Genomic DNA, 23,452 nt, shown 5'->3' on the forward strand with positions numbered 1-23,452 from the left:
CGGAAGATTGCCAAGTAAAATATTTTTATTCTTCCAAAGCAAACATTTTAAAAGACTTTTATCTTTATCTCAGCCTTGTTTTCCTTGTAAAATCTTTTGCTGCAGTACTTTCTAATTTTATTTAATTGAATTTTTCTCCTGTATTGCAGTGTCAAGAGGAGTCTTTTTCCATGTGGTAGTTGATGAGTTTTTTCGCTAGATTAGGTAAGAGATCTGTGTCAGTTGAGTTTTGTCTGCCTTGACTAAATATCACTAGGAGCATGGGATTCCCTTTTGGGGGGCAACACCATGCCGCATCATGTCTTACTTGACTCATCCATCCAGCTTTGCTCCACAATCGAGTGCCTTTAGGTAGACCTTCTCCAAGAAAACCGTCTATTTGATTCTCTGGGTTTTCTTTCCGATGCTTTTCATCTAAGGATCTGGAGAGATATGTTCTTAATCTATTGCAGGCGGGCGGAGAAAGTATCCCATTTGTCATGACCCCTTCCAGCATGCGGGCTGTTGCTGCAGTACTAAGACTGTTTCTGTTGTCATAGCCATCTTTGTAGAAATCTTGTTCCCTTCCATATGGGCCGTCTTCCCAAGTTTTTTGACAACAGTTGCTGCCTTTTAGTTCTGCCCAATTAAAGGTTTTCAACCATTCGTTAACAAGTAGACGCTGCTTTTGCCAAGCCTGCAACCTTTCTCCAAACAAGGAAGGACCACTTGTAGTTCCAGAAAGTAGATCTAGTACAAGGCTAGTTGCATCATTGCTTGAATCAACGATCATTTTCTTAACCGCTCTTTGTAGCTCTCTGGTATTAAGGAGTAAGTCTTTTTGAAGCCATGCTTCTATTGCTACTGCATAAATCAGTTTGACAACGCTGGCTGGGTAGATGAGCTTTTCTTCTGACCACCCAGTTCCTATGCCGCTGCAGGACTCTGGATTTGGACAGTCATAACGAATCCAGGTGATTGCGATACTTTTGTGAAGTCCTGGACGTCCTTGCTTAGCTAGTTGATTAAGCAGCTCTCCAAGCAGGGAAGCCATTTCTGTATCGGCACGGTAGAACGCCATAGCGCTCGCATTGTTCACTGATGACCCTAGGAGCCTTAATGACCATTCATGGAATGTTGTTGGGAAGTTGTTGGCAACTGTGTGTTGACGTTAATGGATTTGCAGGGCCCAACAGTGATGAATTAGTTACTCAGGCCTCAGCTGGCCGTAGGTTTCAATTAATTCATGATGATGCTAAAAATGTTATCGGCATGAATAACTTTCCACGTGTAGAGATTCGACTATTAGAAGATGATTATCAATGCTGGGTAGAACTTAAAGATGTTGTTGGTCACGCCCTTTCTATTGAATCCTGGAGACCTAGGCTTTTTAATAGTGGGCAAATTCAACGTCGGATTCCATCTATTTTGAATTGGTTAACGAATTCAGCAACTCTAGAGAATAAATACCTTTGGGGTGGAACACTAGGTCCTGATTTTGATTGTTCAGGTCTTGTACAGGCCGCTTTTTCTCGTGAAGAAATTTGGCTTCCACGTGATGCATACCAGCAAGAAAGATTTTGCCAACCGCTCAAAATCTCTTCCATTAGCTTTAAAATATTGCTGCCGGGCGATTTGTTGTTTTTTGGTACACCCGAGCAGTGTAATCATGTGGGGATATATATAGGTGAGGGCAAATTTTGTCATAGTTCTGGTGTAATTAATGGTAGAAATGGGATTGGGTTTGATGGGCTTCAATCAATTGATAACAATCCAGTGGCTTCCTATTACCGTTCACACCTTCGAGGTGCAGGCAGAGTAATGAACTGTTATGAGGGGATGACGTATCCTTAGGGTTATGGCTTATTGATTTTCTCTTTTCCAAGAATTGAAGGGATGACAAACAACCAGATAGATATCTCCGTAGTAGTTCCAATATTTAACGAAGAAGACAGCCTCCCTCAATTGGTTGAGCAATTATTAGTTGCTATGCGCCAGATTGGTGAATCATTTGAACTTGTTTTGGTTAATGATGGATCTAGTGATCGGAGTGCTGAGGTCTTAACTCGTTTAAGTTCTGAGACCCCAGAACTAGTTTGCGTTTTACTGCGAAAAAATTATGGACAAACTGCTGCTATGGCTGCAGGTTTTGATTTGTCGCAGGGAGAAATAATCGTTAGCCTTGATGGCGATTTGCAGAACGATCCAGCTGATATTCCTCTACTCGTTTCAAAATTGAAGGAGGGGTTTGATTTGGTTAGCGGCTGGCGGTATCAACGACAAGACGCTGCAATTCGACGAAAGTTGCCTTCGAAAATTGCGAATCGTTTGATAGGACGGGTAACTGGTGTTCGATTGCACGATTATGGATGCTCTTTGAAGGCCTATAAGAGAGAGGTTCTTGCTGATATTCGACTTTATGGAGAGTTACATCGCTTTTTGCCTGTGTTGGCAAATATTGAAGGAGCAAAAATTACCGAGGTCAAGGTGAATCATCGCTCGCGGCAATTTGGTAGTAGCAAGTATGGGATAGATCGTACGTTTCGTGTACTCATGGACTTGCTAACTGTTTGGTTTATGAATCGGTTTTTGACTCGACCAATGTATGTATTTGGTTTTGGAGGCATTGTTGCCATTTTTGGGAGCCTATTGGCTAGTGGCTATCTGTTGACCCTTAAGGTTTTGGGTGAAGATATTGGGACACGTCCGCTACTTACTTTTGCGTTAGTACTTGGGATTACAGGAGTTCAGCTTTTTTGTTTTGGTCTGCTTGGAGAATTGCAAATTCGCACTTATCACGAAAGTCAAGGTCGCCCGATTTATCGCATCAGGGCCACATTACGAGGAGGGCGGGGAGTAACTGGCTCCTGATTGTCGAGCAAACTAGGCATGATTCGATATTTTTGGATTGCGCTAGCTGCGGCTTTCATGACTCGACTATCTGAATCTTTTAAACCTCTTCTAAGGATCGGTAAAACAGCCTTATCTCCCCAAAGATCAGCCAGGATTATTGCTTGAAGACGGCTTTCAGGGCCATTAACCATTAGTTGATAGAGGTGCTGCTGAAGAATGATGCGTTCTTGTAGGGAAGTTGGAGGGCTCCAAACTATTTCATTAGTGGAAGGAGATTCCATGTGCTTTTCTTTATGAGCAGATTCGTTAGTGGTTTCAACTAGAGCTAATTGTGGAAGGCTTGCAGTTCCGATATTTTGTAGGCCATTTTTATTAATCCGACCTCTAAGGGGCTTCTTGCCGATGCCCCAAAGCAGTAGGGCAAGGATTAGAGCACTAGCTCCAGCAATAACCTGGTTCATGGCACAAATGTTGATTGATCGATGGTTGCTCGATGGTGAATTTAGATGAGTTGGATTGAACTTTTATGTCACCAATGTGCCTAAAGGTGCATCATCACAACAGCAATCTATACAGTAACTATGGATCTATTGGTATAAGTCATGTCTAGCGAGTTCGCTGCCAACTGGTTGCCCGGTGTTTTTGTCCCTCTTATAGGGCTTGTGACACCAGCGGTTTTCATTGTTCTTGTTGGTCGCCACATTACTGCAACTGACTGAAAAACCTCAGTCTCTTCATTTCAGCCAACCCAGTTTTTTCCAGCCAATGACTGATTTCCAAGACCCATTCTTAAAGTCCAGCGAGCCCGTTAAAATCAATCCAAAGTACGTTGATAGCAACGTACGCCCTGATGATATCGGCATAGCTGATCAGTGGGCTGTGAAACCAGCAGCTGATCCCTGCGTTGGCGACTTATTAACTCCCGTCAATAGTGGATATTTCACTAAAGCTTGGTTAAACAACTTACCCTTTTATCGTGAAGGGCTTTCTCCAAATTTCCGTGGCCTCGAAGTAGGTGCGATCTTTGGATATTTTTTATATGGACCGTTTACTATTACAGGTCCATTCCGCAATAGTGACTTTGCTTTGACCGCAGGCCTTTTGAGCGCTGTGGGTGCGATGCACATTCTTACAGCTCTTCTTGTTCTCTATAACGCTCCTGGTAAAGCTCCAAACGTTCAACCCGCTGATTCAACTATAGATAACCCGCCCACCGACTTGTTTACCAGAACTGGCTGGGCAGATTTCACAAGTGGTTTCTGGCTTGGAGGTTGTGGTGGCGCAGTGTTTGCATGGCTCTTATGTGGCACCTTGCATGTAGACACCCTGATGAAGCAAGGTGCTTTTTTCCCTTGGGTAGGCTAACTTTTAGCCCTCATTTTTTATCAAGAATCAACTTGTTGGACCGATTGATTGTCCTGGGCAGTAAAACTGTCACAGGACAATTTTTTTGACTGATGCCGGAATATTTGCCAATATTTGATGTAGTTTTTGGCTCATAAATCTAGTTCACTTGGCCAATTAAGAAAGCCTAATCATTTATGGCGAGCACTGAATCTTTAACTAGTCAAATTTATTCAGCTCTTTCTGATATCAGCCATCCCATAGAAGGCACTTTCTACTTATTTCTGCTTGCTTTGCTTTTTAGATGGAGATGGCCAAATATTTGGAATAATTTTCTCAAAAAAATTTCAGCACCTGTAAAAAATAACTTGGAAAAAGATTCTGAATCTTCTTTAATTTCCTCGTCAATCATTAATGAAAAACTTGAATCAACTGATTGTGCTCACCAGGAAGAGGAATCTGGATTGAACAAATAACTTTAAAATTATAATCCTCTTACCCAATGCCTCTTGTTCATTTAATGGTGAGAGGCAATGATTACCATGTAAGAATTAGAGTCTAATCGTCTTTATTTTATTTGAATATATTAAAACAATAAAGTCATTATATTCATTGCTTTGTTTTGTGTTTTTGATGCTAGCAAGGATGATGAATTCGGCCTTTAATAATCCTTAGTGGCCGGATATCAAGTCTTATTTCTACTAAAATGTCTATTGCTTTCTTGGCATTGCTAACTATGCTTCTAATGCTTTGATTGATGGTGGTGGATAAATCTGTAAGCTTAGAATGCACGTCCTAGAAGGAGTCTGACTCATCCATAATTAAATCAATTGCTTCCATCAAGAAATGACTTCTAACCAGATTATTGAACTTAGTGGCTTATGGACTACTCGCTAACTGTAATTAGTATATGTTTCGCATTTTAAATTATTTATTGAGTAAAGTACTTGGCTAATCAGTCTAAAACTATAGAGAAGTTGAGGTATTAATTCTACAGAATGATGAAACGAGTAGTCTTGAAGAAATAGATAATTCTTTTTTTGTAGAAATTTTAACGTAGTAATACTTTGATAAAAGTTGCTTCGTGTAGGGCTATAAATAAAGATTGTCCCCTTTCTGAAGAGGCCTAAAAGTTTCAGCTTCTTCAGTTTTTAGATACTTGTGGCTATAGGGATCTAGCTTGAAGTTGGCCTGTAATTTTATTAGCATGAAAGCGATCCTAAGCACTTGGATCCAAACTATTCTTGCAATCTTTTCTTCTATCTTCTTCTTTTCCTTTGCAGTATTGCCACCTTTAGCATTTGCCAAGCAGCCTGATTTAAGTCCAGCCGTTTCTGAAGTAGTTCAGAACTTTACAGATCACTATTGCTTAGCGATTGCAGATGGAATTGCTGCAGAAACCGCTGTTGAGGTTGCTTCAAAACAAATAATTAGGAGCTTGATTTTTTCAGGCCTTTTAAAAGAAGTCATGTCAGTCCCTAAAGAAGAGATGGCTACATTTGTGACGACGAAAACATTTGAAGGTTGTGGCGAAGATATTGGAATTTCAGAGCAAGAGCTGAATGATTATTTGGTCAAACTGGCAAATGGAGATTCTGCCCAATCTGAGCCTGAACCTTTTAAACCTTTTGGAATTGGTTAATTGATTGGTATTGGTTTCTTGAATTAGGAAGGCTTTTCCGATTTGATAAAAGAAAACCCCCCCGTCAGCTATTTGCTGACGGGGGGGTTACCTCTCATTAAGTGGACCTTTTAAATGTACTTATCCGAATTTACCTGCAGTTGAACCGATCACAAAGGCCGCATAAGTGATTGCTGTTCCAACAACGAAGTGGGTAACACCAGTCAAACGAGCCTGAACGATTGATAAAGCTACTGGCTTATCTCTCCATCCAACAAGGTTGGCAATTGGTGTGCGTTGATGAGCCCAAACTAGAGTTTCAATCAACTCTTGCCAATAACCACGCCAGGAAATAAGGAACATAAATCCTGTAGCCCAAATCAAATGGCCGAATAGGAATATCCAGGCCCAGACAGATAGCTCGTTAACACCAAATGGGTTATAGCCATTAATTAGCTGTGAACTATTGAGCCACAGATAATCCCTAAACCAACCCATTAGATATGTACCTGACTCATTGAATTGGGCAACATTGCCTTGCCAGATTGCCAAGTGTTTCCAGTGCCAGTAGAACTGAACCCAAGCAATTGTATTAACTGCCCAGAAGAGAGCCATGTATGTTGCGTCCCAAGCTGAGGAGTCACATGTACCTCCTCTACCTGGACCGTCACATGGATAGGCATATCCAAAGTCCTTTTTATCTGGAATCAGTTTGGAACCCCTTGCATCAAGAGCACCTTTGATAAGTATCAAAGCTGTGGTGTGAACACCTAGTGCAATGCCATGGTGAACTAAGAAATCAGCTGGACCAATTGGAAGGAAATTGCTCGTCGCGTCTGACGCGTTGATCATGTTCATCCAATAGTGATTACCAGGGATTTGCTGAGAAGCGATGGTGGCAGCACTATTTGCGTTAGCAAGTAATGCATCTATGCCATACATTGTTTTTCCACTAAATGCCTGAATGGCCTGTGCAAAAACTGGTTCAATAAGGATTTGCTTCTCAGGAGTTCCGAATGCAACTACTACATCATTGTGGACGTAAAGGCCCAAGGTATGGAAACCGAGGAGCATGCATACCCAACTTAGGTGGCTGATTAGAGCTTCTTTTGTTCCTAAAACTCTTGCAAGAACATTGTCTTTATTGAGTTCTGGATCGTAATCACGGACAAAGAAGATTGCACCGTGAGAGAAAGCCCCACACATCAAGAGAATTGCGATGTATTGATGATGGGTATAAAGAGCCGCTTGAGTTGTGTAATCCCTAGCTATGTAGGCATATGAGGGGAGTGCACCCATATGGTGAGCTACTAAGCTACAAACAGTACCTAGACATGCAAGGGCTAGACCTAGTTGGAAATGGAGAGAGTTATTAACTGTCTCGTAAATGCCCTTGTGACTAATACCAAAATGACCTGTATGAGGATCATTGGGATGGTCAGTGTTATGCCCTTCGGTGATCTCTTTGAGTGTATGTCCGATACCAAATGTGTTTCGGTACATATGGCCACCAATGATCATTACTACACCTAGAGCTAGGTGATGATGAGCTATATCAGTAAGCCAAAGAGATTCAGTCCCTGGATGCAGTCCACCCATAAAGGTGTACATGGCAGTTCCTGCACCTGTTGAGGTGCCAAAAACATGTTCCAAAGAATCGGGATTTTGCGCATATGCTCCCCAATTTCCTGTAAAGAAAGGAGCTAAACCATCTGGATGAGGAAGAACTGTGAGCCAGTTGTCCCAACCAACGTGTTGTCCACGTGATTCAGGAATGGCCACATGAACTAGGTGAGCATTCCATGCAATGTTGCTGAAACCGAATAAAACAGCAATGTGGTGGTTTAGTTGAGCTTCAGCGTTTTTGAACCATGCCAAAGAAGGTCGGAATTTTGGCTGAAGATGCAACCAACCTGCAAAAAGTAGCCAGCAAACCAAGATGTTGATAAAAATTGCACCTTGGAAGAGCTGCTCATTTGTTCTCATTCCGATTGTGTACCACCAGTGGTATAGACCGGAATATGCAATGTTCACTGGGCCACTAGCACCAGCTTGGGTCATGGCATCGGTTATGCCTTGTCCAAAGTGGGGGTCCCAGATTGCGTGAGCAATTGGGCGAACATGAAGTGGGTCTGTGACCCATTGTTCAAAGTTGCCTTGCCAGGCGATATGGAACAGGTTTCCAGCAACCCAAAGACCAATGATTGCAAGATGACCGAAGTGTGTTGCGAAGATCTTTTGGTAAAGACGCTCCTCGGTCATGCCATCGTGGCTCTCGAAATCGTGAGCCGTGGCTATGCCGTACCAGATACGGCGGGTTGTTGGGTCCTGTGCCAGACCCTGACTAAACGAAGGAAATTTCGTTGCCATGTGGGAATAAGGTCAGGAGAGGTCAGCCGAGCCCAATAAGGCGGGCATGGAAGAAGGCCCAGGTGGTGACTATTCCACCGAGGAGGAAGTGGGTAACACCCACAGCACGGCCTTGAGTAATTGAAAGGGCACGAGGTTGGATCGTTGGAGCCAACTTCAGCTTGCTGTGAGCCCAGATAATGGACTCAAACAATTCTTGCCAATAACCACGGCCTGTGAATAGGAACATCAGGCTGAAAGCCCAGATGAAGTGAGCGCCAAGGAATAAAAGGCTGTATCCAGCAGTTTCGCTGCCATAACCAGTAAGAACCTGGGAGGATTGAGCCCATAGGAAATCTCTTAGCCAGCCATTAATGGTAATGGAGCTTTGAGCAAAGTTTCCACCTGTTAGCCCCCATACATCACTTTGCATCTTCCATGAGAAGTAGAAGATGACAACTGATAGGGAGTTGTACATCCAGAAGAGGCCTAAGAAGACGTGGTCCCAAGAGGAAACTTGACATGTACCACCACGACCAGGTCCATCACAAGGGAAGCGGAATCCAAGCTTTGCCTTGTCAGGGATTAAGCGAGAGCTTCTTGCATAAAGCACACCCTTCAGAAGGATGAGCAGTGTTACGTGAATTGTAAAAGCATGAACGTGGTGGACCATCAAGTCAGCTGTTCCCAAAGGTATTGAGAAAGCCTCACTGACTCCACCCGGCAGGGCTCCAGCTCCTACAAGGTCAGCAGTTCCTACAGATCCTTTCCAAAGGTTTTGAACCCATTGAGCAAGAACTGGTTGTAATTGAATAGCAGTATCGCTGAACATGTCATTTGGACGGCCCAAAGAACGCATTACATCGTTATGGATGTAAAGGCCAAAACTATGGAAGCCAATAAACATGCAAACCCAGTTCAGTTGACTGATGATTGCGTCTCTTGCTTTGAGGATTCGGTCTAGAACGTTGTCTACATGGAGAGCAGGGTCGTAGTCGCGAATCATGGCAATACCGCCATGTGCTGCAGCACCACAAATAAACAATCCACCTATCCACATATGGTGGGTGAAAAGTCCAAGTACGGTTGGATGATCAATCGATAAATATGGATAGGCAGGAAGCGCATATTGATGATGGGCAACAACAATGCTTCCAGAACCAATCATCGCCAGATTGATACTGAGTTGACCATGCCAGCTATTGCTTAAGAACTCGAAGATTCCTTCGTGGCCTTTTGGCGCTGGGTAAAGGATTGGATCACCTTTGTGGTTATCCATGATTTCCTTCATTCTGTGACCTACTCCGTGGACATTGTTGCCCCACATGTGGCCACCGAAAACTGCAAACACTCCCCATGCCAAATGATGATGGGAAATGTCTGTCATCCAGAGACTTCCAGTCACTGGATTTAATCCCCCCTTGTTTGTGAGGATATCGCTAAAGGCCCACCAATTGAGAGTAAAGAAATTCTCAACGGTGCGACCGGCGAGGCTAGGAAAAATCTGACCTGCTACTTGTGGGTCACAGAGTCTGGTTGAAAGATTAGTAATGTCAGCAGCGCTAGCAATAGTTACGCCGTCAACAACTAGAGGCGTGCCAGCGTCTATCGCATCCATCATTGCTGCAACTGGTGCACCAATGTGAATTAAGTGACCAGCCCAGGCTATTGATCCCAAACCAAACAGCACTATTTGATGGTGCTGCATCATTGGTTCGATTTTTTGGAACCAACCAAGCTTTGGAGCTGCCTTGTGATAGTGGTAAATACCTCCATGGAGCATTAAGCCCGCAAAGACAAGAGCACCAATGGCTAAGGCCATTAACTGTGTCTCGCTGGTGATGCCCCAAGATCTCCACATCTGGAAAATACCTGAGGTGATCTGAAGGCCATGGAAACCGGCCCCCACATCACCATTCATCACTTCTTGCCCCACAATTGGCCAGACAACCTGCGCACTAGGTTTCACGTGCGTTGGGTCTGCTAACCAACCGGAGTAGTTAGAGAAGCGAGCGCCATGGAAAAAGGCACCGCTCATCCAGATGAAGACGATTGCTAGATGACCGAAGTGGGCCGAAAAGATCTTTCGACTTGTTTCTTCAAGATCACCTATATGGGTGTCAAAGTCGTGTGCGTCAGCGTGGAGATTCCAAATCCAAGTTGTGGTTTTGGGTCCTTTAGCGAGGCTTCTCGACCAGAAACCGGCGTTACCGGCTTTTTCAAGATCGGCTGGGACGTGGTCCCTGTCGACAGGCTGGTTATACGGAGTCGGAACTCCTGAAGCGTTCACTTTCTCCCCACTTTCTGGTGGGCTAATGGTCATCGAGAGGTTCCTCGAGGTATGGGGTCCAGGTGGATTTGCCACCGCAGAAACAAGCCAGAGGCTTGTTTTTTGCCATAAGTCATAACTACCTTTTGAGTAGATCTGACTTGTGGATTGAGTGTTAGCAAAGGAGAAGACCTTCGCTATCACCAATGAGAGGGTTCCCTTTTTGGGGTCCGCATCCAGAAAGCTTAGAACCGCGAGCCTGTTACTACCTAGGCACGTAACAAATGTTCTATCCCTTGGGCATCCTTGAGCGGCTTTTTTCGATGCGATTAGGTTTTTTGCAATCGAAACCTTGGAGATTTGGCGAAGCTTTTAGTGTCAGAAGGAAACTTTTTACGCGTAAATCCCATGAACTCAATCAATTCTGATTTTCAGATTGAGCTCTGTTGATTTTTGAGGTTTTGTGAAATGCGATTGATTTTTGTTCTTACGATTAATTACCTGATTTGGCGAACCTGATAGAAGTGAAGCTGACTTGTAGTCTTTTCCCATTTCGAAGGCTTTCAGGAACTGTTGTTTTTTTGATTGTTCTTCTGGCTTTAGCTTTTTCTTTTGTCTCCCCTGTTACAGCTACTTCTGAATTTCTGGATGAATCAGAGGGTCTGAATGCATTGTCACTAAATAAGTTGCAGGAAGTTGAGCCTTTAAAGGGCCAACTTCGAGAAGTTTCTCCTCCCAAAGCTGTTCAGAAAATTCGGTCACGTTTGGCTCATTACAAGCCCCAACTGAGAATCGAATACCCTCCTGAAGGAGAAATTATGAGGAAGGAAATTAATGACAAATGGTCACTTGTTCTAAATGTCAAGAATTGGCCCTTAGTTGAAGATCCAGAGGTGGGATTAGGACCTCATGTGGTTGTTCAAGTTGATGATTTAGAACCTCTCCGTATTAGTAAAGCTGAGGGCGAAAGGGTTGTTGTCCCTATGGATGGATTAAGCCCAGGAAGTCATCGATTAGTTGCTTATTTGTCTTATCCATGGGGTGAAGCTTTGAAGGCACCTGAAACGAATATTGAAAGTCGTATTCACTTTTTTAAAGAACTTCCAGGGACACAACCGGATACTGGTGAACCATGGATAACCATAGCTAGTCCCTCCTCTCTTAGTTTTGATGAGCCATTATTAATTGATTCTTTAATTTGGAATGCACCTCTTCAAGGTTTAACTGAAGGAGATGATCAATGGCGCTTACGAATTAGTGTTAATGGTCAAGCAATTTTGATGGATTCTCTTGAATCTATTTGGATTAAAGGAATCTCTTCTGATATATCTGATATTCAGTTTGAACTTTTGGACCTTCAAGGGAATCCAATTAATCCAATCTTTAATAACAAACTAAGGATTATTTCGACTTCTCAATTAGAAAAGCCATTATGGATGTTGTCTGATTTGAGTGAAAAACAAATTGCAAGATTTGTAGGTGAGTTTGAATCAACAGATTTAATGCCTTTATCTCAAGAGAAATTGATAACACCAATTCAATCAAATGGTATATCTTCAGTAGCTGAAACAGATGATCCTTCTATTGTCGATTATGAGTTGCTTTTCCCTAAGTAGATGGATTGATGGAATCTTCTTTGCAAGCTTCCAAGAAGATTTCGCTCTATAGTTTTTACTCTTGATAATGTTTATTTACACTGTTTTTGCTTCAGTCTTAAACCTCTCCTAACACTTCAGACTCCATTAGCTTTTTTTTACAAACAACTCCCCTGACTAACAACTACACCTCACCTACCAAGAACAGAGTCGCACTTGGACTTTCAGTCAGCTCTTGGACATTGCTTCAAAGATTAAAAACTTGCAAGCATGTTGATCAGCTTGCTCTAACACCGAAAGCGGCATCGAATTTGGAGTTTCCACCAAAAGACTTGTTGGTTGCCTCTGCTGCTGAAATACTTCACAAATATTGGCATCCCGGTGGGGTATTGCTTGTAGTTGGGGCAATAGGAGCGGTTACACGCTTAATTGGCCCTTTGTTAAAAAGTAAAGAAGAGGATCCAGCAGTACTTGTAATGGATGCCAGAGGAATGAATATTGTCCCTCTTTTAGGCGGTCATAAGGCTGGGGCTGAAAAAATCGCTTTGGAGTTAGCTGAAGAATTAGGCGGTAATCCTGTTCTAACTGGGCATTCAAAAAATCAAGATTGTCTTGCAATAGATAGTTTTGGGGAGGTATGGGGGTGGAAGAGGTCAGGAGATAGTTCTGATTGGAATAAGTTGATGATGAAGCAAGCTAGTGAAAAAAAAATAATTTTTGATCAATCGTCAGGCACAAAATTATGGGTCAACTCTCTTGCTGCTAAAAACTCTTTAGGAGATCGAAAACGAGAAAATGTTCAAGGATTTAATAATTTCAGCATTGGTTCAAAGTCTATTTATAAGTGTTCTTGGCATCCACCAACCCTTTGGGTTGGAATTGGGTGTGAAAGAGGGTCAAGCTTAGAGCTTCTTGATAGATCTTTGACAGATGCTTTGGCAAAAGCTGGCTTAGCTAAAGAAGCGATAGCAGGTCTAGTGAGTCTTGAGCTCAAATCTGATGAGCCTGCTTTGCTTTCTCTTGCAAAGCGACAAGGTGTGATTCTTCGTTTTTTTTCAGCGGATCAGCTTAGGCAGGTTACCGTTCCTTCTCCTTCTCGAGAAGTTGAACTAGTGACAGGAACACCTTCTGTTGCTGAAGCTTCTGCTCTTTTAGCTGCTGGAGCAGATGGCGTACTAATAATGAAGAAGCAGGTTTATCACGCTAATGCTTATGAAAAAGGAGCTGTCACAATTGCTATTGCAGAGGCAATGCAACCTTTTGCTCCACAACGTGGTGAATTGCATTTAGTTGGTAGTGGCCCAGGAGATTTGACTTATTTAACTCATGATGCTCGGGCTGCACTTTCAAGGAGCGTTGTCTGGATTGGTTATGGGCGTTATTTAGACCTTTTGGATCCAATACGGCGAAGTGATCAAGTGCGTATAGATGGACAATTGACTTTTGAGCGTGAAAGATGCAATCAAGCACTTGATTTGGCAACCCAAGGAGTCAGTGTTTCTCTTGTCTCTTCAGGAGATAGTGGGATTTATGGCATGGCTGGTTTGGCTTTGGAATTGTGGCTTGAAAAGCCTCAAGCTGAACGTCCTACTTTTAATATTCATCCTGGAATTTCTGCAATTCAACTAGCTGCTGCTCATATTGGAGCCCCTCTTATGAATGATTTTTGTGCGATAAGCCTTAGTGATAGGTTAACACCTTGGGTGAAAATTCAAGAGAGACTTAGGGGGGCTGCTATTGGAGACTTTGTAATTGCTATTTATAATCCAAGGTCAAAAGATCGAGATTGGCAGTTGCAAGATGCGCTAGAGATAATTAGACAATATCGCTCCAAGGATACTCCTATGGCTTTAGCAAGGCAGATCGGAAGAGATGCTGAAAAGATAGATTACTACTCTCTCGAAAATTGCCCAGTAAATGAAGTCGATATGCTTACTCTTGTTTTGATAGGAAATAGTCAGAGCCTATTAAATCAAAGTTATCTTTTTACTCCTCGTGGTTATTTAACCAAGTAAATTCTTCTCTAGTCGGGATGACAGGATTTGAACCTGTGGCCCCTTCGTCCCGAACGAAGTGCGCTACCAAGCTGCGCTACATCCCGATCATCTCATTTTAGAAGATTCCGAACATTTACATTGATTTATTGTGAGTGTTTCTAGAGTCTTTTTGTTAGACGTTTGACCTTGCTGAAACCAAGTTGGCTGCGTGTTAAGGCTCCTCAACAGGAACGCATAGGAGGGGTATCTGATTTATTGAGCGATTTGAAGCTAAATACAGTTTGTCAAGAGGCGAGTTGTCCAAATATAGGTGAATGTTTTGCGGGAGGTACGGCGACATTTTTGATCATGGGGCCTGGATGTACTCGTGCTTGCCCTTACTGTGATATTGATTTTGATAAAAGTGTTAGACCTTTGGATGCTACCGAGCCTGAACGGCTTGGTGAAGCAGTGGCTCGTTTGGGTCTTAGTCATGTTGTTATTACTTCTGTTAACCGTGATGATTTGATTGATGGAGGAGCTAGTCAATTTGTTGCTTGTATTGAACAGGTGCGTAAGCGATCTTCTCTAACCACAATTGAATTATTGATACCAGACTTCTGTGGCAATTGGGATGCACTAACGAGTGTCATGAATGCAGCGCCAAATGTTCTAAACCATAATATTGAAACTGTTCCTAGACTTTATAAGAAGGTTCGACCACAGGGTTTATATGAACGTTCTTTAGAGCTCTTGAAGAAGGTTCGAGAACTTTGGCCAAAAGTTTATACTAAATCTGGCTTAATGGTTGGCCTTGGTGAAACAAAAAACGAAGTTTTGCAGGTTCTTTCTGAGCTTCGAAGTAAAGAAGTGGATATCATAACTATTGGGCAATATTTATCCCCTGGAACTAAGCATTTACCGGTACAACGTTTTGTATTACCGGATGAATTTGCTTTTTTTAGAAAATATGGCGAAGAAAAACTTGGCTTTCTTCAGGTTGTTAGTTCACCATTGACAAGAAGCAGTTATCACGCTGGAGAGGTTCGAAGACTTATGGAAAAGTTTCCACGCTAAGTTTATTCCAGTAGCATTCCAACAACTGGAATCCATTCTTGAAGATTCCAATTGACTAGGCCAGCAACTATAATTGGATCTTGCTGAATCAGAGACTTTGCTTCTGCGAATGATTTTGCCTTAATAACCATTAAGCCTCCACCGCCAGGCAATTTTTCTTCATTGACTAAATAACCACTTGAAACTTTTTTGTCTGACTGGTTTAAGCTTGAAACCCAAGAACGATGCTCATTCAGGTAATGTTCTCGTTGACTTGGTAGCAATTGCATAGTTTCTGATGTAAATTTTTCAGTTTTTATAAATAAAGGCATAATTTAAGTGATTAATTGCTCAATATTTTGTAGGCCAAGTTTGATTTTTTCGCTGGGAGGAATAAGGATCTTAAACTTCTTTTTCCATTCGGACCAGTTAGAAAGAATTGTCTCTGCCTTTTGGCTTTTTGTGTATTTAAAATGGGCTTCTAACATGTTCTTAAGAATAGTTTCTTGTGTTTTATTCGAAAGCTCATAGGTGCCAATAATTTCTTGGTTAACTCGATCAGCTACTTGGTTGTTTTCATCAAGTAGGAATGCGACTCCTCCTGTCATCCCTGCGCCTACATTCCTACCAGTTGAACCTAGAACTATTACAACCCCTCCAGTCATGTATTCGCAACAGTGATCGCCAGCACCTTCGACAACGGCTTTGACTCCGCTATTGCGAACACCAAAACGTTCACCAGCTTTTCCTAGAGCAAACAGCTCACCACCAGTGGCTCCATAAAGACATGTATTCCCAAGAATGACCTGATTGCCTGCGTTTTTATTTGTTGATGGTGGAATAATTGTTATTCGACCTCCATTAATCCCTTTGCCTACATAGTCATTTGCTTCACCAGTAAGAAGAATATTCATTCCTTGCATTACAAAAGCCCCAAAACTTTGGCCAGCCGCACCTTCAAAATTCAGATTGAGCTGCCCATGGAATCCTTTGTTGCCATGTATGCCTGCAAGCTCTCCTGCAATACGAGCACACACACTTCTATCAGTATTGACAATAGGTATTGCTTTAGTGAATTTGCCATGATTCTGCATTGCTTCTATTAGTTCTGGCTCATTCAGCAGACTGTTTTCGAGAACTTCACCATTGCTATGCGCATTTGGACTATGACGTAGCCATGTTCTATCTTCCTCTTCTTTGATTGGATTCAGCAGGCATGAGAGATCCAGCGACTTAGTTTTTGAGAGCTGGACTGTTCTTCTTTCTAGTAAGTCTGTTCGGCCAATGAGATCTTCTAGATGACTAACCCCTAGAACGCTCATTATTTGTCGAACTTCCTCGGCTATAAAAAGGAAGAAGTTAACAACATCTTCCGGAACTCCAGTGAAACGTTTGCGCAATGCTTCTTGTTGAGTTGCCACTCCAACAGGGCATTTGTTGGTGTGACAAACACGAGCCATGATGCAACCTTCTGCAATCATGGCAACTGATCCAAAGCCATATTCCTCAGCACCCAGTAAGGCAGCTATTACAACGTCCCAGCCAGTCTTTAATCCACCATCTGTTCTAAGTAAAACACGATCACGCAAGCCGTTTTCCAGTAAAGAACGGTGTACTTCTCTTAGGCCTAACTCCCAAGGTGCTCCTGCATGTTTAATCGAACTTAGAGGTGATGCACCTGTTCCACCATCATGCCCAGAAATTTGGATTACATCAGCATTTGCTTTTGCGACACCTGCGGCAATTGTTCCAATGCCAATTTCTGCTACAAGCTTCACACTGACCTTTGCTGATGGATGTACTTGATGTAAGTCATGAATTAATTGAGCTAAATCTTCTATCGAATAAATGTCGTGGTGTGGTGGTGGTGAGATAAGAGCTACGCCAGCTTTGCTATTACGTAATTTCGCTATGTAAGGGTCAACTTTTGCTCCTGGTAATTGACCTCCTTCTCCAGGCTTGGCTCCTTGAGCAACTTTGATCTCTAATTGCTTTCCACTTCTTAAGTATTCAGGAGTTACCCCAAAACGTCCCGAAGCAATTTGTTTGATTGCAGAGCAAGCAGTGTCACCATTCCGCAGCCCTTTAATGGTTGGAAGAGTTGCTGAGCAATTCTCTGTATCTACGTCATTTAGAACTTTGAACCTTGCTGGATCTTCCCCTCCTTCGCCACTATTACTTTTTCCGCCAATACGATTCATTGCTATGGCAAGTACTTCGTGAGCTTCTCTTGAGAGTGCACCGAGGCTCATTCCTCCTGTGCAAAAGCGCTTGCAAATGTTTTCTACACTTTCAACTTGATCTAATGGGATTGGCTTTAATGCTTTTCGAAAGGTTAGTAAATCGCGCAGGGATGTTGAAGGTCTGCTTTCGAGCAGTGTTTTATATGTAGAGAAATGGTCATAATTTGGACCAGCTTTAACTGCTTTGTGGAGTGCTTTAGACATCTCAGGTGTATTGAGATGAAATTCACCACCATTTCTATATTGCACAAAGCCCATAAATTCAAGTTTTTTCCTATCTAACTCAGGGAAGGCTTTGCTATGAAAGCTCAGCATTTCGTTGGCTAATTCTTTGAGACTTAACCCTGCCACTCTGCTGGTAGTTCCTTTGAAAGCTATATCAATTAAGTCAGCACCGATGCCGATTGCCTCAAAAATCTGTGCACCGTGGTAACTAGCTAGCAAAGATATTCCAATTTTCGAAAGTATCTTGCGCACTCCATCTTCTAAAGCTTTTTGTAAGTTGGCTTGTGCTTCGTCGATCTTTAGATCGTTTAGTTTTCCTGTTTCTATTAGCTTTTGAGTTTTAGGACTTTTCCACCAATGTCTGGTAGTTTCCCAAGTTAGCCATGGGCAAACTGCGCTTGCGCCATAGCCAATCAGGCAAGCTACATGGTGTGTACTCCAGCACTGAGCTGTATCGACAATTATTGAGGCATTGAGTCTCAACTTTTGTTTAAGTAAATGATGATGAACCGCACCAATCGCTAGTAAAGGTGGGATGAAGGTAGTACTGGGGCTTACACCACGATCAGAAAGAATAATGATTTGATTGTCTTCGCATATAGCCTCTTCAGCCTTGAGACATAAAGCCTTGAGGTTTTTTGCTAGGCCTAAAGGACCATTATCCACAGGCATTAATGTTGAAAGAGTTACTGTTGGCAGCCCATGTTGACCTATTTGATCAAGCTCAGTTTCATTAAGAATTGGTGTTTTTAGGTGAAGTACACACGCTGCATTTGCCTTAGGTAATAGTGGGGAACCTCGTTTCCCTAGATGCATTTCTAGGCTCATTACAAGTTTTTCCCGCAATGGGTCTATGGGGGGATTGGTGACTTGAGCAAATCTTTGTTTGAAGTAGTCGTAAAGGATGTGAGGCTTATCTGAAAGCACCGCAAGAGGGATATCATCCCCCATACAGAAAGTAGGTTCTTTGGCCCCGCCAGCCATGGCATCGATAATTAAGTCGAAATCTTCTGCAGAGAATCCAAAGGCGGTTTGTTGTCGTAGTAGTTCAAGGCTGGATAATTGAGTTTGCTTTAACCAAGGTTCCTTGAGGAGATTTTTACGGTTTTGAGTTAGCCAAGCTTCATAAGGATTACGATTAGCAGCCTCTTTTTTTACATCCCAGTTCCGAAGAATACGACCCTTTTCAAGATCCACTGCAAGCATTTGGCCAGGACCTAGCCGCCCTTTTTCGATGATTTGAGTCTCTTCAATGTCTACAACACCAGTTTCAGAACCCATGATCACAAAGCCATCTTTTGTGATGCAATAACGTGCAGGTCTTAACCCGTTTCTATCAAGTGTTGCGCCAATAAAACAGCCATCAGAAAAAACTAATAATGCTGGTCCATCCCAAGGTTCTTGTGTACATGCAGAAAATTCATAAAAAGCTTCAATTTCTGGTTGTTTTTTTAATTCAGGCTGCTCTCGAAATGCTTCAGGTACAAGACTTAGCAAGCTATCTGTAATAGGGCGCCCACTACGCACTAGTAGCTCTAATGTTGCATCAAGGTTGGCCGAATCACTAAAGGCAGGGTTTACGACTGGCTTCAAATCAGCTGCGGCTTCACCCCATACTTCATCAAGATTGACTTCAGTTGCTCTGGCCCAATTGAGGTTTCCTAAAAGAGTATTGATTTCCCCGTTATGCCCAAGTAATCGCATTGGTTGTGCAAGTGGCCACCTTGGTAGCGTGTTAGTGCTGAAACGTCTGTGATAAACAGCAAATGCAATTTCAAATCTCTTATCTCTTAAATCTGAATAAAAATCTGGAAGTATTTCTGATCTCACCATGCCTTTATAAACAACTGTTCTGCTGCTTAAAGAGGCTATATAAAGATCATTGGAGTGCTCTCGTAACTCTTGTCTAGATCTCTCTCCTATGCGTCTGCGAAGTCTGAATAATTGGGCTTCTAATTTATTTCCATCTTCTGAACTTTCTATGAGCCACTGCTTAATAAATGGCGCTGTTTTGTGAGCAAGAGGTCCTAGTACTGCACTGTTGATTGGAACATCACGCCATCCTTTCGAATGTAGACCCAGAATCTTTGCTTCTTCTTCACATAGAAGCTGAGCTTTATTTCTAAGTACAGATTCACGAGGCATGAACATCATGCCTAAGCCAGTGAAGTTGCTTACACAGTTTGCTTCAGGCCAAACGCTTTTTAGATAGTTCCAAGGGATTGCGCAAAGTAGTCCTGCTCCATCTCCAGAATCACTATCGCCGCCACAACCACCTCTATGCTCCATACATTGAAGTCCGCGAAGTGCTTGTTGAAGAACCCAATGACTGGTTTGGCCATTTATTTGAGCTAAAAAGCCCACACCGCAGGCATCCTTTTCACCAGATAAGGCATTAGGTGAGCTGCTGTCGCAGTATGGCCAATTCGGGCTACGCGGGAGATCGGACATAAACTTCAATCGAACTCTTTCCCTGTGCAGGTGCGAATGGGAAAGTTTGGAAAGGGCAAATCAGAATCCTAGGGAGGAGAGTGCTTTAAAGGAATAGGGATAGAGAAGTAATTTGTTAGAAATCAATGGATGATTCAATCTTTCTATAGCTGAAGTTGGTGACATGCTGCACTTTGCAATGACTTTGTCATCCTTAAAAAGAGTGATTTTTTTTAGTTGAAGAATTACTTCTTTGAAGTGGCACCCTTCTTAAAAAATTTTGTTTCTTTACATCAATAGTTTTTGCTCAGTTGAATTGCTTAATTAGGCACTTGGTCAGGTGAACAAGTAATGTTATGGATTCTGGAGATAGGTCGGGAGTCCGGCCATATGTTGAACGTCGATGCCAACCATTCAACAGTTAATTCGAACTGAGCGTCAGCGCCTTACGCGTAAGACCAAATCACCAGCCTTGCGAGCTTGTCCTGAAAGGAGGGGAGTTTGCACGAGGGTTTATACATCCACACCTAAAAAGCCTAATTCAGCCCTCCGAAAGGTAGCTCGTGTTCGTTTGACCTCAGGCTTTGAAGTTACTGCTTACATCCCTGGTATTGGTCACAATCTCCAGGAACACTCTGTTGTTTTGCTGCGAGGAGGCAGAGTGAAAGATCTTCCTGGTGTCAGATATCACATAATCCGAGGAACACTTGATACCGCTGGAGTAAAGGACCGCCGTCAGGCACGATCAAAGTACGGTGCTAAAGCGCCAAAGGAGTAACAATCCAGGCGACTTAAGTTTTTGAATTTTTTCCTAGTTCATTTCATTCAATTTTGACGTTTTATGTCTCGTCGTAACGCTGCTGAAAAACGCCCAGTTCTTCCAGATCCTCAGTTCAATAATCGTCTTGCGACAATGATGGTCGCAAGACTTATGAAACATGGAAAGAAATCCACAGCCCAAAGAATTTTGGCTGAGGCGTTTGGATTGATTCATGAGCGCACTGGGACTGATCCTATTGAGCTATTTGAGACAGCTATTAAAAATGCAACTCCACTTGTGGAGGTGCGAGCACGGCGTGAAGGTGGTGCTACTTATCAAGTTCCTATGGAAGTACGTCAGGAGCGCGGCACTGCCATGGCACTTCGTTGGTTAGTTAATTTCTCTAGGTCAAGAAATGGTCGCAGCATGGCCCAAAAGCTAGCTTCAGAACTAATGGATGCAGCTAACGAATCTGGTAGTGCTGTTCGCAAACGGGAGGAAACTCATAAGATGGCTGAAGCGAATAAAGCCTTCGCTCATTACCGTTATTGATTTTTAATAAAGCACTTCAATTATCGAGATATCAAAATCGAGGGGGCTGGCCTGTAGAGTCACACCCGCATTTTATCCCCCCATTCCGGAGATTTTCCCGTGGCTCGTGCCTTCCCCTTGGAACGCGTCAGAAATATTGGAATCGCAGCCCATATTGACGCTGGCAAAACAACTTGCACAGAGCGGATTTTGTTTTATTCCGGTGTCGTTCACAAAATGGGGGAGGTTCATGATGGTGCAGCTGTAACTGACTGGATGGCGCAGGAAAGAGAGCGCGGCATCACAATTACTGCTGCTGCGATCTCAACAACTTGGCTAGATCACAGAATAAATATCATTGATACTCCTGGTCACGTTGACTTCACTATTGAGGTTGAACGCTCCATGCGTGTACTGGATGGGGTTATTGCTGTTTTTTGCGCTGTTGGTGGTGTTCAACCTCAATCAGAAACTGTTTGGAGACAGGCTGACCGTTACTCAGTTCCGAGGATGGTTTTTGTTAATAAAATGGATCGTACTGGAGCGGACTTCCTAAAAGTTTATGGGCAGATTAAAGATCGTTTAAAGGCAAATGCAGCTCCTATTCAGTTACCAATCGGAGCAGAAAATGATCTGAAGGGAATAGTTGACCTTGTTAAGAATAAGGCCTTTATTTATAAAGATGACCTTGGAAAGGACATTGAAGAAACGGACATTCCTGCAGATATGGAAGAGCTTGCTGCTGAGTGGCGCTCAAAGTTGATGGAGTCTGTAGCGGAAACAGATGAAACTCTTATTGAGACATTCCTGGATCAAGGGGAACTGACTCAAGATCAGCTTGAGAAAGGAATTCGGGAAGGAGTTTTAAAGCATGGTCTTGTCCCAATGCTTTGTGGGTCAGCTTTCAAAAATAAAGGAGTGCAATTGCTTCTTGATGCAGTTGTGGATTATCTACCAGCCCCTGTAGATGTCCCTCCTATACAGGGGTTGCTTCCTAATGGGGATGAGGCATTACGTGCTTCTGATGACAATGCTTCATTTAGCGCTTTAGCGTTCAAAGTTATGTCAGACCCTTATGGCAAGCTGACTTTTGTGCGGATGTATTCAGGAGTTCTTTCTAAAGGGAGCTACGTGCTTAATTCAACTAAAGATGAGAAAGAGAGAATTTCCCGTTTGATAATCCTTAAAGCTGACGACCGTGAAGAAGTTGATGAACTTCGAGCAGGTGATCTTGGTGCAGTCCTTGGTCTGAAAAATACCACCACTGGCGATACCTTATGCGATACAGATGATTCAATTGTTCTTGAAACGCTTTTTATCCCAGAACCTGTTATTTCAGTCGCTGTAGAGCCAAAGACTAAGGGTGATATGGAGAAACTTTCTAAAGCACTTACGGCTTTAGCAGAGGAAGATCCCACATTCCGTGTGGCTACTGATCCTGAAACCAATCAAACGGTTATTGCAGGAATGGGAGAACTTCATCTTGAAATACTGGTAGATCGTATGTTGCGAGAGTTCAAGGTAGAAGCAAATATTGGTGCTCCTCAGGTTTCTTATCGGGAAACTATTCGTGCTAGTGCATCTGGAGAAGGTAAATTTGCAAGGCAAACTGGTGGTAAAGGTCAATATGGACATGTTGTTGTAGAAGTTGAGCCAGGCGAGCCAGGTTCAGGATTCGAGTTCGTTAACAAAATTGTGGGCGGAGTTGTTCCTAAGGAATACATCAAACCAGCCGCTTCTGGGATGAAGGAAACCTCAGAGTCTGGAGTTATTGCTGGTTATCCATTGATTGATGTGAAGGTAACCCTTGTTGATGGTTCCTATCACGATGTTGACTCATCTGAGATGGCTTTTAAAATTGCCGGATCAATGGCCTTCAAAGATGGCGTCAAAAAGTGTAAACCTGTACTGCTGGAGCCAATGATGAAGGTTGAAGTTGAGGTGCCTGAGGATTTTCTTGGCTCTGTCATTGGCGACCTTTCCTCCCGACGTGGTCAGGTCGAAGGACAGTCCATTGACGATGGACTGTCTAAAGTGAATGCAAAAGTGCCTCTGGCTGAAATGTTTGGCTACGCCACTACACTCCGATCAATGACCCAGGGTCGGGGTATCTTTTCAATGGAGTTCAGCAATTACGAGGAAGTTCCCCGTAATGTGGCTGAAGCCATCATCTCCAAGAATCAGGGCAATTCCTGATCTCTGAACGTCCCTTATTTACCCC

The 23,452-nt window shown here is 42.9% G+C and carries 18 protein-coding genes and 1 tRNA gene; 12 read left to right on the forward strand and 7 right to left on the reverse strand.

Annotation, left to right across the window (positions count from 1 at the left end; genetic code table 11):
* Nucleotides 1-151 precede the first annotated feature (151 nt).
* Nucleotides 152-1,060 carry a serine hydrolase gene (locus SOI82_RS07935; protein WP_320668396.1) on the reverse strand — a complete coding sequence of 303 codons (909 nt, stop codon included), beginning with the start codon at nucleotides 1,058-1,060 and terminating at the stop codon, nucleotides 152-154.
* A 38-nt stretch (nucleotides 1,061-1,098) separates the two neighbouring features.
* Here SOI82_RS07935 and SOI82_RS07940 point away from each other — a divergent pair, with 38 nt between their 5' ends.
* Nucleotides 1,099-1,833 carry a C40 family peptidase gene (locus SOI82_RS07940; RefSeq protein WP_320666893.1) on the forward strand — a complete coding sequence of 245 codons (735 nt, stop codon included), beginning with the start codon at nucleotides 1,099-1,101 and terminating at the stop codon, nucleotides 1,831-1,833.
* 42 nt (nucleotides 1,834-1,875) lie between these two features.
* Entirely contained in the window at nucleotides 1,876-2,850 is a 975-nt protein-coding gene (locus SOI82_RS07945; protein ID WP_320666894.1) for a glycosyltransferase family 2 protein, read from the forward strand.
* On the opposite strand, the gene SOI82_RS07950 is transcribed toward SOI82_RS07945, so the two are convergent.
* A complete protein-coding gene (locus tag SOI82_RS07950) occupies nucleotides 2,799-3,293 on the reverse strand; it encodes a HEAT repeat domain-containing protein (protein WP_320666895.1) in 495 nt (164 codons plus the stop codon). The two genes, SOI82_RS07945 and SOI82_RS07950, sit on opposite strands and share 52 nt — an antisense overlap.
* Nucleotides 3,294-3,434: 141 nt before the next feature.
* Here SOI82_RS07950 and SOI82_RS07955 point away from each other — a divergent pair, with 141 nt between their 5' ends.
* From SOI82_RS07955 to SOI82_RS07970, 4 genes are all read left to right on the forward strand, one after another.
* Nucleotides 3,435-3,551 carry a photosystem I reaction center subunit VIII gene (locus tag SOI82_RS07955; protein ID WP_320666896.1) on the forward strand — a complete coding sequence of 39 codons (117 nt, stop codon included), beginning with the start codon at nucleotides 3,435-3,437 and terminating at the stop codon, nucleotides 3,549-3,551.
* A 46-nt stretch (nucleotides 3,552-3,597) separates the two neighbouring features.
* Nucleotides 3,598-4,197, forward strand: coding sequence for a photosystem I reaction center protein subunit XI (locus tag SOI82_RS07960; RefSeq protein WP_320666897.1), 600 nt, complete (start codon nucleotides 3,598-3,600; stop codon nucleotides 4,195-4,197).
* A 176-nt stretch (nucleotides 4,198-4,373) separates the two neighbouring features.
* Nucleotides 4,374-4,652, forward strand: a complete 279-nt coding sequence (locus SOI82_RS07965; protein WP_320666898.1) for a hypothetical protein — start codon at nucleotides 4,374-4,376, stop codon at nucleotides 4,650-4,652.
* Between the two features lie 731 nt (nucleotides 4,653-5,383).
* Complete coding sequence (locus SOI82_RS07970) at nucleotides 5,384-5,818, forward strand: hypothetical protein (protein ID WP_320666899.1); 435 nt, start codon at nucleotides 5,384-5,386, stop codon at nucleotides 5,816-5,818.
* 120 nt (nucleotides 5,819-5,938) lie between these two features.
* Here SOI82_RS07970 and psaB read toward each other — a convergent pair whose 3' ends face one another.
* Both psaB and psaA read right to left on the reverse strand, forming a co-directional pair.
* On the reverse strand, nucleotides 5,939-8,167 hold the full coding sequence (psaB, locus tag SOI82_RS07975) for a photosystem I core protein PsaB (RefSeq protein ID WP_320666900.1): 2,229 nt from the start codon (nucleotides 8,165-8,167) through the stop codon (nucleotides 5,939-5,941).
* Between the two features lie 22 nt (nucleotides 8,168-8,189).
* Nucleotides 8,190-10,469 (reverse strand): photosystem I core protein PsaA, encoded by a 2,280-nt coding sequence (gene psaA, locus SOI82_RS07980; protein ID WP_320666901.1) that lies wholly within the window; start codon nucleotides 10,467-10,469, stop codon nucleotides 8,190-8,192.
* A 452-nt stretch (nucleotides 10,470-10,921) separates the two neighbouring features.
* On the opposite strand from psaA, the gene SOI82_RS07985 reads away from it, so the two are divergent.
* Nucleotides 10,922-12,031 (forward strand): hypothetical protein, encoded by a 1,110-nt coding sequence (locus SOI82_RS07985; RefSeq protein WP_320666902.1) that lies wholly within the window; start codon nucleotides 10,922-10,924, stop codon nucleotides 12,029-12,031.
* Between the two features lie 221 nt (nucleotides 12,032-12,252).
* Nucleotides 12,253-14,025, forward strand: a complete 1,773-nt coding sequence (cobJ, locus tag SOI82_RS07990; RefSeq protein ID WP_320666903.1) for a precorrin-3B C(17)-methyltransferase — start codon at nucleotides 12,253-12,255, stop codon at nucleotides 14,023-14,025.
* 12 nt (nucleotides 14,026-14,037) lie between these two features.
* Here cobJ and SOI82_RS07995 read toward each other — a convergent pair.
* A tRNA-Pro gene (locus SOI82_RS07995) sits at nucleotides 14,038-14,111 on the reverse strand.
* 82 nt (nucleotides 14,112-14,193) lie between these two features.
* Here SOI82_RS07995 and lipA point away from each other — a divergent pair.
* Nucleotides 14,194-15,063 carry a lipoyl synthase gene (lipA, locus tag SOI82_RS08000; protein ID WP_320668397.1) on the forward strand — a complete coding sequence of 290 codons (870 nt, stop codon included), beginning with the start codon at nucleotides 14,194-14,196 and terminating at the stop codon, nucleotides 15,061-15,063.
* A 2-nt stretch (nucleotides 15,064-15,065) separates the two neighbouring features.
* On the opposite strand, the gene SOI82_RS08005 is transcribed toward lipA, so the two are convergent.
* Both SOI82_RS08005 and gltB read right to left on the reverse strand, forming a co-directional pair.
* A complete protein-coding gene (locus SOI82_RS08005) occupies nucleotides 15,066-15,374 on the reverse strand; it encodes a YciI family protein (protein WP_320666904.1) in 309 nt (102 codons plus the stop codon).
* A 3-nt stretch (nucleotides 15,375-15,377) separates the two neighbouring features.
* Nucleotides 15,378-19,961 (reverse strand): glutamate synthase large subunit, encoded by a 4,584-nt coding sequence (gltB, locus tag SOI82_RS08010; RefSeq protein WP_320666905.1) that lies wholly within the window; start codon nucleotides 19,959-19,961, stop codon nucleotides 15,378-15,380.
* 382 nt (nucleotides 19,962-20,343) lie between these two features.
* Between gltB and rpsL the strand changes: the two genes are divergently transcribed.
* The 3 genes from rpsL (at nucleotide 20,344) to fusA (ending at nucleotide 23,427) form a co-directional block, all read left to right on the forward strand.
* Nucleotides 20,344-20,718 carry a 30S ribosomal protein S12 gene (gene rpsL, locus SOI82_RS08015; protein WP_320666906.1) on the forward strand — a complete coding sequence of 125 codons (375 nt, stop codon included), beginning with the start codon at nucleotides 20,344-20,346 and terminating at the stop codon, nucleotides 20,716-20,718.
* 63 nt (nucleotides 20,719-20,781) lie between these two features.
* On the forward strand, nucleotides 20,782-21,252 hold the full coding sequence (rpsG, locus tag SOI82_RS08020) for a 30S ribosomal protein S7 (protein WP_320666907.1): 471 nt from the start codon (nucleotides 20,782-20,784) through the stop codon (nucleotides 21,250-21,252).
* Between the two features lie 99 nt (nucleotides 21,253-21,351).
* Nucleotides 21,352-23,427 (forward strand): elongation factor G, encoded by a 2,076-nt coding sequence (gene fusA, locus SOI82_RS08025; protein WP_320666908.1) that lies wholly within the window; start codon nucleotides 21,352-21,354, stop codon nucleotides 23,425-23,427.
* The last annotated feature ends 25 nt before the right edge of the window (nucleotides 23,428-23,452 follow it).

It is taken from the genome of Prochlorococcus sp. MIT 1307 (genome assembly GCF_034092395.1).
Lineage (GTDB): Bacteria > Cyanobacteriota > Cyanobacteriia > PCC-6307 > Cyanobiaceae > AG-363-K07.

Excerpts from the sequence above, each read along its gene's own strand:
- SOI82_RS07935 (WP_320668396.1), bottom strand. The coding sequence starts at position 1,060 with ATGGCGTTCTACCGTGCCGATACAGAAATGGCTTCCCTGCTTGGAGAG.
- SOI82_RS07940 (WP_320666893.1), top strand. The coding sequence starts at position 1,099 with ATGACCATTCATGGAATGTTGTTGGGAAGTTGTTGGCAACTGTGTGTT.
- SOI82_RS07945 (WP_320666894.1), top strand. The coding sequence starts at position 1,876 with ATGACAAACAACCAGATAGATATCTCCGTAGTAGTTCCAATATTTAAC.
- SOI82_RS07950 (WP_320666895.1), bottom strand. The coding sequence starts at position 3,293 with ATGAACCAGGTTATTGCTGGAGCTAGTGCTCTAATCCTTGCCCTACTG.
- SOI82_RS07955 (WP_320666896.1), top strand. The coding sequence starts at position 3,435 with ATGTCTAGCGAGTTCGCTGCCAACTGGTTGCCCGGTGTTTTTGTCCCT.
- SOI82_RS07960 (WP_320666897.1), top strand. The coding sequence starts at position 3,598 with ATGACTGATTTCCAAGACCCATTCTTAAAGTCCAGCGAGCCCGTTAAA.
- SOI82_RS07965 (WP_320666898.1), top strand. The coding sequence starts at position 4,374 with ATGGCGAGCACTGAATCTTTAACTAGTCAAATTTATTCAGCTCTTTCT.
- SOI82_RS07970 (WP_320666899.1), top strand. The coding sequence starts at position 5,384 with ATGAAAGCGATCCTAAGCACTTGGATCCAAACTATTCTTGCAATCTTT.
- psaB (WP_320666900.1), bottom strand. The coding sequence starts at position 8,167 with ATGGCAACGAAATTTCCTTCGTTTAGTCAGGGTCTGGCACAGGACCCA.
- psaA (WP_320666901.1), bottom strand. The coding sequence starts at position 10,469 with ATGACCATTAGCCCACCAGAAAGTGGGGAGAAAGTGAACGCTTCAGGA.
- SOI82_RS08005 (WP_320666904.1), bottom strand. The coding sequence starts at position 15,374 with ATGCCTTTATTTATAAAAACTGAAAAATTTACATCAGAAACTATGCAA.
- gltB (WP_320666905.1), bottom strand. The coding sequence starts at position 19,961 with ATGTCCGATCTCCCGCGTAGCCCGAATTGGCCATACTGCGACAGCAGC.
- rpsL (WP_320666906.1), top strand. The coding sequence starts at position 20,344 with ATGCCAACCATTCAACAGTTAATTCGAACTGAGCGTCAGCGCCTTACG.
- rpsG (WP_320666907.1), top strand. The coding sequence starts at position 20,782 with ATGTCTCGTCGTAACGCTGCTGAAAAACGCCCAGTTCTTCCAGATCCT.